Source organism: uncultured Campylobacter sp., assembly GCF_938045625.1.
GTDB lineage: Bacteria > Campylobacterota > Campylobacteria > Campylobacterales > Campylobacteraceae > Campylobacter_A.
On the sequence record NZ_CALIAV010000002.1, the window covers coordinates 1 to 9,700 of the forward strand.

The 9,700-nt window shown below is 44.9% G+C and carries 10 protein-coding genes, 1 other RNA gene and 1 pseudogene; 6 read left to right on the plus strand and 6 right to left on the minus strand.

Annotated elements, in window-relative coordinates; all coding sequences use genetic code 11:
• Positions 1-47 precede the first annotated feature (47 nt).
• From Q0386_RS00020 to Q0386_RS00040, 5 genes are all read right to left on the minus strand, one after another.
• On the minus strand, positions 48-239 hold the full coding sequence (locus Q0386_RS00020) for a helix-turn-helix domain-containing protein (RefSeq protein WP_299025301.1): 192 nt from the start codon (positions 237-239) through the stop codon (positions 48-50).
• 248 nt (positions 240-487) lie between these two features.
• Complete coding sequence (locus tag Q0386_RS00025) at positions 488-1,309, minus strand: tyrosine-type recombinase/integrase (protein ID WP_299025304.1); 822 nt, start codon at positions 1,307-1,309, stop codon at positions 488-490.
• Between the two features lie 7 nt (positions 1,310-1,316).
• Positions 1,317-1,682 carry an Arm DNA-binding domain-containing protein gene (locus tag Q0386_RS00030; RefSeq protein WP_299025308.1) on the minus strand — a complete coding sequence of 122 codons (366 nt, stop codon included), beginning with the start codon at positions 1,680-1,682 and terminating at the stop codon, positions 1,317-1,319.
• Positions 1,683-1,984: 302 nt separating this feature from the next.
• Positions 1,985-2,342, minus strand: a transfer-messenger RNA (tmRNA) gene (ssrA, locus tag Q0386_RS00035).
• A 66-nt stretch (positions 2,343-2,408) separates the two neighbouring features.
• Entirely contained in the window at positions 2,409-2,816 is a 408-nt protein-coding gene (locus tag Q0386_RS00040) for an Hpt domain-containing protein (protein ID WP_299025311.1), read from the minus strand.
• A gap of 84 nt (positions 2,817-2,900) precedes the next feature.
• Between Q0386_RS00040 and panB the strand changes: the two genes are divergently transcribed.
• The 6 genes from panB (at position 2,901) to Q0386_RS00070 (ending at position 8,851) form a co-directional block, all read left to right on the plus strand.
• Complete coding sequence (gene panB / locus Q0386_RS00045; RefSeq protein WP_299025314.1) at positions 2,901-3,704, plus strand: 3-methyl-2-oxobutanoate hydroxymethyltransferase; 804 nt, start codon at positions 2,901-2,903, stop codon at positions 3,702-3,704.
• A gap of 196 nt (positions 3,705-3,900) precedes the next feature.
• A complete protein-coding gene (locus Q0386_RS00050; RefSeq protein WP_299025316.1) occupies positions 3,901-4,389 on the plus strand; it encodes a tetratricopeptide repeat protein in 489 nt (162 codons plus the stop codon).
• A gap of 31 nt (positions 4,390-4,420) precedes the next feature.
• Positions 4,421-4,750 (plus strand): hypothetical protein, encoded by a 330-nt coding sequence (locus Q0386_RS00055; RefSeq protein ID WP_299025318.1) that lies wholly within the window; start codon positions 4,421-4,423, stop codon positions 4,748-4,750.
• A gap of 256 nt (positions 4,751-5,006) precedes the next feature.
• Positions 5,007-6,026, plus strand: a complete 1,020-nt coding sequence (gene ruvB, locus Q0386_RS00060) for a Holliday junction branch migration DNA helicase RuvB (protein ID WP_299025321.1) — start codon at positions 5,007-5,009, stop codon at positions 6,024-6,026.
• Positions 6,027-6,321: 295 nt separating this feature from the next.
• Positions 6,322-7,365, plus strand: coding sequence for an AI-2E family transporter (locus Q0386_RS00065; protein ID WP_299025325.1), 1,044 nt, complete (start codon positions 6,322-6,324; stop codon positions 7,363-7,365).
• A gap of 151 nt (positions 7,366-7,516) precedes the next feature.
• Positions 7,517-8,851, plus strand: a complete 1,335-nt coding sequence (locus tag Q0386_RS00070) for an OprD family outer membrane porin (protein WP_299025328.1) — start codon at positions 7,517-7,519, stop codon at positions 8,849-8,851.
• A 211-nt stretch (positions 8,852-9,062) separates the two neighbouring features.
• Here the strand turns inward: Q0386_RS00070 and Q0386_RS00075 are convergent.
• Positions 9,063-9,578: pseudogene (locus Q0386_RS00075) on the minus strand (ClbS/DfsB family four-helix bundle protein).
• Between the last annotated feature and the right edge of the window lie 122 nt (positions 9,579-9,700).

Genomic DNA, 9,700 nt, shown 5'->3' on the forward strand with positions numbered 1-9,700 from the left:
AGTCTGAATAAAGCCCTTTTTCGGTTTCGTTTTCAAAAGCTTTCATATTACGCGCTCCTATCTTGTAGATACGCGTCAAGGTCGCTTTTTAAAAAGCGGATGGTGCGCTCGGTTAAGCGTTTTGGCTTCGGGAAATCGTCGCGCTTCATAAAACGCCATAACGTAGCGGTCGAAATGCCTAAATACTGCGCCGTTTCTTTCGGGCTTAGCGTGTTGTTCTTTACGATTAATGGGTTCATAATAAAAACTCCTTACGAGTGATATTATTTATCCGTGTGCGCACTTGAATAAATATGAGTGAAATATTAGCAAATAATGAAATTTTTTTCAGGACAATAAAAATTTTTAATACGCCCTATTTTAGGGCATTTACGCGCATCTTTTTTTGTGAAACTTAAAAAAGTTGGGGGTAATGTTTCACGATAATGTATTGTGGGGCATTAATTAAAGATAGGGGGTGTTTTTTGGTGAGGTGTTAAAATATGGCTTAATATTCCCCTTTCGCTTCGTCTAAATAGTCGCTCCACCACTGCATAAGCTCGGCGCGCTCGTCCAGTCTTTGGCTTCTGTCGTAGATTGATTTTATTTTATTGCGCTCTCTGTGGTCTAGGCAAAGCTCTATTATTTCCGCGTCTTTGCCGTGTCGTTTGATATTTTCGTTTAGTAGCGTCGAGGCGGTCGCCCTTAGTCCGTGAAATACCGTTTCATCGCCGAAGCCTAGCCTTTTAAGCGCATAATTGAGCGTGTTTTCGCTTAGCGGTTTTAGGCTCGTTATGTCGCTAGGAAATACGAAATCGCCTCGCCTTATCTCGTATTGAGCCCTTAAAAGCTCTTTTGTTTGCCTGCTTAACGGCACGGCGAAGTCAGCTCGCATTTTCATTGCGTCCGCTGGAAATACGATGAGGTCTTTATCAAAACTCACGTATTGCCATTTTAGTTCTCTGACGTTCACGCTGCGTAAAAAGGTATGCGCGCCGAATATTAACGCCTGCTTGGTGCTGTTTGAGCCTCTAAAGCCGTCAATCGCCCTTAAAAGCTCGCCTAGCCTCTCGGGGTCTGTTATCGCTCTAAAGTTCTCGCATTTTGAGGTTTTAAAGGTGTCGGTAAAGATTATGTCGCGCGTCGGGTTATGGTCTATGTAGCCTTTACTAACGGCTAAGTCTAAAATCTTACGAAGTAGCCTAAACGTGCGTTTGCTCGTGTCGTGGCTTATGCCTTTTTTGGTTTCGGTCTCTTGTATGTGCTCGATGACCTGCGCGTAGTCTCTGCGCGCTAGCGTTTTAATGTCACCGTCTTTTAGATAGGGCATAAGATAATTATTTAGAGGTATTTTTAGCCCGCTCTTTTTCTATCCACTCGCGCGCTACGTCCGCAAATTTAACCGCCTTTTGAGCTATCACGGCTTTTTTAACGTCCTCGCCTCTCTCTTTTAGCCGTTTTAGCTCGGTCGCTTTGGCTCTTGCTTCGGCTAGCGTGATACTTGGATATTTGCCTATGATGATTTGATTAGTTTTGCGGTTCTCGCCTGCGTATCTAAAAATAAACGTCTTGGTTAGGCTCTTTTTGCCCTGCACCGCATAAACGTAGAGATATGGAGTAGAAATATCTTTTATCCACTCTCTAACTTTGCCGTCTTTGAGCGTATAGGTTTTTAGTTGGCTATCTTTCGCAAACGTCGCCATTTTCTCGCCTTTTTGTGTGTGCGTAAGTGTGCTTTTGGGTGTGTAAATTAAATTTGTTCGTTTTTAAACACACTCAAAATCTAGCTTTTTGCATTTATGATTTTATGCAAAGCCCCATTATGTCGGATTATCTTGTTTTGAGTGTGTAAAAATTTAGCGTTTTACTCTTGCACACTCAAAAACACACTTATTTTCTTGAAAATGTATGATATTGTATGAAATCTTATGAAATGCTAAAAGTGGTTTAAAGCTCGTATTTTAGGGCTTTTTGAAGTCTTTTGAAATCTCGTGAAAATGATAAATGGTGGAAGCGAGGGGGATCGAACCCCTGTCCAAAAACAAACCGATTACAGCCTCTACACGCTTAGCAAAAGTGAAAATTTCATCTAAAAGGGCTCACTTTCCAAAACCTTATTTTAGACTAAGACAAGATTTCGGTTAATAGCTCGTCAGGCTACCAACCTACGCTAGCTGGGGTTACTCGCCGTTATCTTAGCTAGTATCAGACTAGGCGAGGCTCAACTGAACTTACGCAGCTTTAGCGTAAGCAGGAGCGTAGTTAACGTTGTTTGCGTTTAAATTTATTTGAGCTTTTTACGCTTTGCTCAAAGCGACGTGCCACCGTGACCGCTCCGCTCCTGTCGAAGCCAAGTCGCTCCCGTAAGAATAGGCCAAATTTAGCCTCGTTTTAAAGGTTGTGGATTATATTATTTTTTGTATTTTTTGTCAAACGTCTAGTTTTTGAGGGATTTTTACGATATTGGCGTCCAACGGACTGAAAAACTCGGCATCGTTTTCTATATCGTTTTTGTATCTGTTAAACTGATCGCTCAGCAAAAGCAACCAGTCTACAAAGTCATCGTTTGCGGGCCCCTGCAAATTTCGTGCTTCACCGCAAATTTCCTCTGCTAGCGTAGTTAATTTTAGTATAGGATCAAGCTTCATAAAGCCTGCAGCAGACTTAATATTATGAAAAATTCTAAAAAGCTCGCCGATATAGCCACTATACCTATCCGGCCTAGTGAGCCCTATGATGAGCGGTTCCATCAGATCGCACATCAAGGAGTAATGCGACAAAAACTCCTCCACGATGTCGTAAGAGTAGTCTATCTCGAGGCTTCTTAGTATTCCCATTTATTTTCCTTAAAACTATTATCGTGATTGTAACATTTTTTTGATAAAATTAAAAATAAAACACCTAAATTTAAGGAGGAATTTATGTTAAAAAATGATAAAAAAGTTACAATTTATGATATAATTAACAAAAAGGGTGTTGAGCCTATCGTTATGATCACGGCTTACGACGCTCTTTTTGCGCAGCTTTTTGACGATTACGTCGACATTATCTTAGTGGGCGACAGTCTAAATATGAGCTTTAACGGCAAAAAAGACACCCTTAGCTTAAAAATGAATGACGCGCTTTATCACGTTAAGGCTGTTTTGCAGGGCGCAAAGCATGCTTTTGTCGTTGTTGATATGCCATTTGGTAGCTATCAGGACGAAAAATCAGCGCTAAAAAACGCGACTAAATTTATCAAAGCCGGCGCAGACGCAGTCAAATTTGAAGGCGGTCTAAAAGCCGCTCCTATCGTAAAAAGGCTCGTGGGCGAGGGTATAAACGTGATGGCTCACATCGGGCTCATGCCTCAGTTCGTGCGAAACGAGGGCGGCTACAAGATAAAAGGGCGCAGCGAGGCTGACGAGGCGCGCCTTATCGAAGAAGCGCAGGCTCTGGAGCATGCAGGGGCATTCTCGGCTGTGCTAGAGGGCACGGTTAGCAGCGTCGCCGCAAAGGTCGCAAAAAGCGTAAAAATGCCTATCATCGGCATCGGGGCGGGTGCCGACGTAGACGGACAGGTGCTCGTGTGGAGCGACATACTCGGCTTTTTTGACGAGTTTAAGCCTAAATTTGTCAAGCGCTATCTTGACGGCGCAAATTTGGTGCGAACGGCGGTAGAAGCCTATGCTCACGAAGTTAGAGAAAAGACCTTCCCCTGCGAGGAGTTTGAGTATAAAATTTAGCTTGTTTTGAGTAAATCTAGTCGGCGGGGCAAATTTGATCATCCGGCAAACGGCGGCAAATTTGAGCCTTAGGCGTTAAATTTGACGAACAGAGTTTGAGTTAAATTTGAACGCTTGCATTTATCAGTTCCTCGTCAAATTTGACGGGCAAATTTAGCTATCAAAACAAGACTGGATTGAAAACGAGGAGTAAATTTTGAAAATTTTATTGATTTTAGCGACGCTTTTGGGCTCGCCAATGGCTTCAAATCCGAATTTTGGGCTAGGTATCGATAGCCTAGGCGAGCAAAACGAGCAAACGCAAAACGAGAAGCGATTTTCTAAGCGCGAGGAGGCCGCGAGGCAAGCTATCGAAAACGCCGATGAGGGCGACGCGATGAGCTACGCGGCGCTGGGTAGTATGCATTTTAGCGGGCTGAGGGCTGATAAAAGTAACGAAAAAGCCGAGCTTTTCTTTGAAAAATCGTGCGAGCTGGGAAACGGCACGGGGTGCTTTGATCTGGCGCTTTTAAACGTCAAGGAAATTTTCGGTCCCAAAGATGAAAGTAAAATATTTCGCCTCTACAAAAAAGGCTGCGAGCTATGCTCTGAAGCGGCTTGCAACAACCTGGGCCTCATCTACGAATCGCAAAACGATCTCAAAAAAATCCATAAATTTATATGCCAAAGCGTGCAGGAAATTTGACGGCGCGGGCTGCTATAACTATGGCAGGATGATGCATGAGGGACTAGGCGCAGAGCACGATCTGGCAAGCGCGCACAAGGCTTTTGACACCTCGTGCTACATGAAAAACGCGCTTGGCTGCTATGCTCTGGGTTATGTTTACGAGCACGCGCAGGGTGTGGAGTTTGCGGTTTATGACGCCTACGACGGCTATTCGCGCGCTTGCAAGCTCGGCAATGACGACGGCTGCAGGACTTTAGGATTTGAAAACTACAAGAAAAATATCAAAATTTACGAAAAATTCGAGTCCATCGCGGAGGGTTGTAAATTTGGCAACGATAGCGACTGCAAGCTTTTAAAGGCAAGGATAGCGGAGTTTTAAGCTCGGGCTGATTTTTGACTACACTCGGTCGTTTTCCCGTCAAATTTAATCCGATTTTTGAGATTTATCCGCTTTACTTAGCGGATAAATTTTATCTTTTATTTGAAAGTAAATTTTACTTTATACGATTTTAAAATCATTTACGGCGTCAAATTTGGCGCCTAAATCGAAGCCTAGTTTCAAGCGAGCCCAAAGCCAAAACTTACCCAAAATTTTGTAAAATGCGGCAAATTTACGAAAAATAGAGCCGAAAAAAATGGATAGAATAGTCGAAATAGAAAAAATAAGCTTTGAGAACGATTTTGAGGTATCGCTGCGCCCCACGCGCTTTGAGGACTACATCGGGCAAGAAAAGATCAAGCAAAATTTAGGCGTCTTTATAAAAGCTGCTAAAAAGCGCGGCGAGTGCCTAGATCACGTGCTTTTCTATGGGCCTCCGGGCCTTGGTAAGACGACGCTGGCGCACATCATCGCAAACGAAATGGGCGTGAGTATCAAGATGACGGCTGCTCCGATGATAGAAAAAAGCGGCGATCTGGCGGCGGTGCTAACAAATTTGCAAGAAGGCGACGTGCTGTTTATCGACGAGATACATCGCCTCAGCCCCGCGATCGAGGAGGTGCTCTATCCTGCGATGGAGGACTTTCGCCTAGATATCATTATAGGCTCGGGACCTGCGGCACAAACGATCAAAATCGACCTGCCTAAATTTACGCTCATCGGCGCTACGACGCGCGCGGGCATGATCTCGGCACCTCTGCGAGATAGATTTGGCATGGATTTTAGGTTGCAGTTTTACACTCGCGAGGAACTGGCTCGTATCGTGCAGATCGCCTCGGTAAAGCTCGGCAAAGAGTGCGAAAAAGCCGCCGCTCTCGAGGTTGCCGCTCGTTCGCGCGCCACGCCTAGGATCGCGCTACGACTGCTAAAACGCATACGAGACTTTGCCGAGGTAAACGACGAAGCCATCATCTCGCAACCCCGCGCCAAAGAGGCTCTGGACGCGCTTGGCGTAAATGATATCGGCTTTGACGAGATGGATATCAAGTATCTAGAAATCCTGCTCGCCGCTAAACGCCGTCCGATGGGTCTAAGCACGATCGCAGCGGCTCTAAGCGAGGACGAGGGTACGGTCGAGGACGTGATAGAGCCCTATCTGCTCGCTAACGGCTACATCGAGCGCACCGCTAAAGGCAGGCTCGCAAGCGCCAAAGCCTACGAGGTGTTTAAGCTCAAATTTGACGGGGATACGCAAAAGGGGTTGTTTGAGGAGTAGGGCAAATTTGGCTCGCTCGTAAAATTTAATCGCCAAATTTTAGTCGCTTTTTGCTAAATCTGCCTAAAGCCGTCGGTAAGTAAAATTTGAGCTTTTAAATTTGCTGCCGTCTGGTTAGTCGGCCGTCAAATTTGACTATATTTTTGCTATCCGCTCGGACTAAAAACGCTCGCGAAATTTAACCCGCTCAAATTTCGCGCCGAATTTATCAGCCGCGCTAAAGTCGCCTCGCCCGCTACCCACCCGTCTGTAAAACCCCGCAAAATCTGATATAATAAGCCCCTAAAGGATAAAAATGAAAAACAACCGCATATTTTTCGGGCTTTTGATGCTGTGCGCGCTAGGACTGGTGGGCTATCTTTTTAAGCCATTTTTGCTAAATATCTTTATCGCCGCCTTGCTCGCGGTTGCCACCTCAAACGTCAACGTCAAATTTTTACAGCTAACCAAGGGCAAAAAGACGCTCTCGGCGGCTCTTACCACGCTAGCTCTGTTTTCGCTATTTATCGCACCGCTTTTGTACGCCGTGATCGAGCTGGCTAAACACGCGGCGAGCTTTAACACGGGCTACATAACAAATACGCTAGATTATTTTCAAAGCGGCAAATTTCAGCTACCCGAACCGATCAAATTTTTAGAACCAAAAATCAAAGAGATAGTCGCAGATATCGACATCAAGGCTATCTCGGCAAATCTCATCGCAAATTTAGCCGGTATCGGAAAATCAAGCGTAAATTTTCTCGTAGACATGATTTTTATCCTCGTGTTTTTCTTTTTTGCGGTGCTTTACGGTAGCGAGCTTGTTGGGTACCTAAAAAGCGCGCTTCCGATGAAGGAGAGCGAGAGTGAGTTTATACTTAGCGAAGTGGCTAACGTCATGAGTGTCGTGCTTTATTCTATCGTTTTAAACGCGATTTTGCAGGGTTGCCTCTTTGCTATCATCACGATTTCGTACGGCTACAACGGCTTTTTGATGGGCATACTCTTTGCCTTTACTTCGCTTGTCCCGGTCGTTGGCGGCTTGCTCGCGTGGGGGCCGATCACCCTTTACGAGTTTGCTAACGGCAACACCGTGGCCGCTATCGTCATCGCCGTCTATACTATCGTCGTGATCTCCATCGTCGCAGATACCTTTTTAAAGCCGATCGTGATTAAATTTATCAACGATAAGCTTGTAAAAATCCCAACAAAGATCAACGAACTACTGCTGTTTTTCTCGATGATAGCAGGCATCTCGACGTTTGGCTTTTGGGGGCTTATCTTAGGTCCTGCGATCGTGACGTTTTTTATCTCGACGATCAAGCTTTATACATTGCTTAAAGAGCGTTCGGTCGTCTAAATTTGCCTAAATTTGGAGATATTTTTAGCAAATATCACAAATCTAACACGGATTTTATTATTTTCTGTGCTATAATCCTTAAATATAAAAATTAATGTTCCGCATTAAATTTGCGGGGCGTAAATTTGCTAAATTTAACCAAGGAGTTTTTATGAAACTAGCAAAACTAAGTTTGGCCGCCGTTTTGGCGCTTGGCTTTTTAGGCGCCGCAAACGCAGCCGATACCTTTGGGGAGGCGTTTACCAAAGGAAAACTAGCGGGCAAGATCCAAGCCACCTACGTCGATCAAAAAGACGAACGCGCGCCGATACACGACGAGCAGCTGACGTCTATACAGCTCGAGCTTGGATACGTGACCGATCCGTTTTACGGCTTTAGGCTCGGCGTTACGGGGCAGGGCAACTTCTTACCGTTTAACAGCATGAGAAAAAGTGGCACTCTATATGACAAAGAGTGGAGAACGCAGGGCGCGGTAATGTCCGAAGCATATCTAGGCTACGGCATAGGCCAGACTGATATAAAATTTGGCCGTCAATACGTAAACACTCCGCTAGTAGCAGGCAACCCGACGCGCGCGTTTAAAGAGGCGTTTGAGGGTCTAACGATCGTAAATAAAGACATCCCAAACACCACCTTGGTCGGCGGCTGGTATTATAAATTTCAAGGCAGAAGCGCCGTCGTAACAGGCGGCAAAGAGGGGCGCGCTCCGCACTTTAAAGATAGAGTAATCGTCGGCGGCATGGGGCCTGTGGCGTACGAGTTTGATAATATCTTTACCGGCGCAGTTGTAAATCAAAGTATCCCGAATCTAAAACTAACCGGCGCATACGCTAGAGTGACCGATCTTAGGCGCGGCGCTTTGCAGGGCGACATCAATTTTTACCTAGCCGAGGCTAACTACAAAGTACCCGTCGGCGACTTTAAACTGGGTTTTGACGCGATGTATAAGGGCTCTCGCACTACAAGAGGCTTAGAAGATCTAAACTACGACGGAAATATGATCGGTCTAAGAGCGGGCATTTATGATTTCGTGGGCTTTAGCGCCTCTTACGCCTATACGACCGTCGGCGACAACGACGCTTTGGCATTTGGTCTAGGTAACGGCCCCGGCTCATACACGCTGCTTCCTATCCGCGGACCTTTCGTGTTTACAGGATATGCGGGTATGAATACGCATAAGCTTTTGTTTGAGTACGACTTTAAAGAAGTTGGCGCCGAGGGCCTAAAAGCAAAACTACATCTAGTAAAAGGCAAGCAAGACGCCCCGCATCGCAACGCCGGCCCGACCGCGGCTAACACGCACATGAATGTTAAGGGCTGGGCGGCTCAGGCAAGCTACGATATACCGTGGGTCAAGGGGCTAAGCGCGAGCGTCACGTACACGGCACTTGAGAGAAAGAACTTTGATGCTATGGGTGCAGTCAAAAAGACTGATAACAACGAGCTTTGGCTGCAAGTCGGATATAAATTTAACCTTCTAAACTAGCTACTTTAATGCGGACGCAAATTTGACGCGTCCGCTACTTCTTTTTATTTGATTTTTGCGTCTGGGGTGTAAATTTGGCCTACCAAACCTGCATAAATTTGATGCCGATAGTGAATAAAATCCGTAAATTTGATCTTTTTGGATAAATTTGCGATTTATGATCTGGTTGGATAAATTTGACGCAGTCAAATTTGATCCGTAAAGCAGCAAATCACAAGCTAGTTTTTAGACTTCTTTTGTGTTTTCTTATCTTTTTTATCGCCCAGTCATAGTGTGATGAGGTGCTGCCGGTGACGTAGGCGGCGAGGTTTAGATTGCCCGTGAAGTTAAAATATCCGCGCGCAAAAAGCTCCTCATTACTAAAATTTGCCATAAGTTACATTGTTTTTTCGTGTGTTTGCGCTAGTAGAGTTTTAGCCTCGTAAAGCGGCGTAGCTTGGTGCTTGCGCCAAATTTGCACATTCATCTGCGGGTAGGTTTTCCAGTTGTACGGCTGCGGCAAAAACGAAGCCCGCTCACCGCTTAGGTTCTTTTGGATAAAATTTATCAAAAGTAAGTGACACTCGTAAAGGTGCGCGAGCACGTCTCGGACGCATTTATCTCTATCCTCGAAGTCAAATTTGGCCTCTTGCCCTGCCTCATTCATGCTTTCAACTAGCGATAAAAGCTTTTTAAAATTTGTCTCTGAAGCGCTTAGTAAGTCTATTTTATTCGTAGGTCGCGGCATTTTTTATCCTTGGCTAAATTTGAGCAAATTATACATCGCGTTTTTAAATTTGCACTTTAAAGATACTGGTATTACTAAAAGATACAAAATATAAAAGGTAAAATTTAATTTATATTTGTATT

Bases quoted from the DNA above. Each gene is read 5' to 3' on its own strand.
- Q0386_RS00020 (WP_299025301.1), bottom strand. From the start codon at position 239: ATGAACCCATTAATCGTAAAGAACAACACGCTAAGCCCGAAAGAAACG.
- Q0386_RS00025 (WP_299025304.1), bottom strand. From the start codon at position 1,309: ATGCCCTATCTAAAAGACGGTGACATTAAAACGCTAGCGCGCAGAGAC.
- Q0386_RS00030 (WP_299025308.1), bottom strand. From the start codon at position 1,682: ATGGCGACGTTTGCGAAAGATAGCCAACTAAAAACCTATACGCTCAAA.
- Q0386_RS00040 (WP_299025311.1), bottom strand. From the start codon at position 2,816: ATGGGAATACTAAGAAGCCTCGAGATAGACTACTCTTACGACATCGTG.
- panB (WP_299025314.1), top strand. From the start codon at position 2,901: ATGTTAAAAAATGATAAAAAAGTTACAATTTATGATATAATTAACAAA.
- Q0386_RS00055 (WP_299025318.1), top strand. From the start codon at position 4,421: ATGCATGAGGGACTAGGCGCAGAGCACGATCTGGCAAGCGCGCACAAG.
- ruvB (WP_299025321.1), top strand. From the start codon at position 5,007: ATGGATAGAATAGTCGAAATAGAAAAAATAAGCTTTGAGAACGATTTT.
- Q0386_RS00065 (WP_299025325.1), top strand. From the start codon at position 6,322: ATGAAAAACAACCGCATATTTTTCGGGCTTTTGATGCTGTGCGCGCTA.
- Q0386_RS00070 (WP_299025328.1), top strand. From the start codon at position 7,517: ATGAAACTAGCAAAACTAAGTTTGGCCGCCGTTTTGGCGCTTGGCTTT.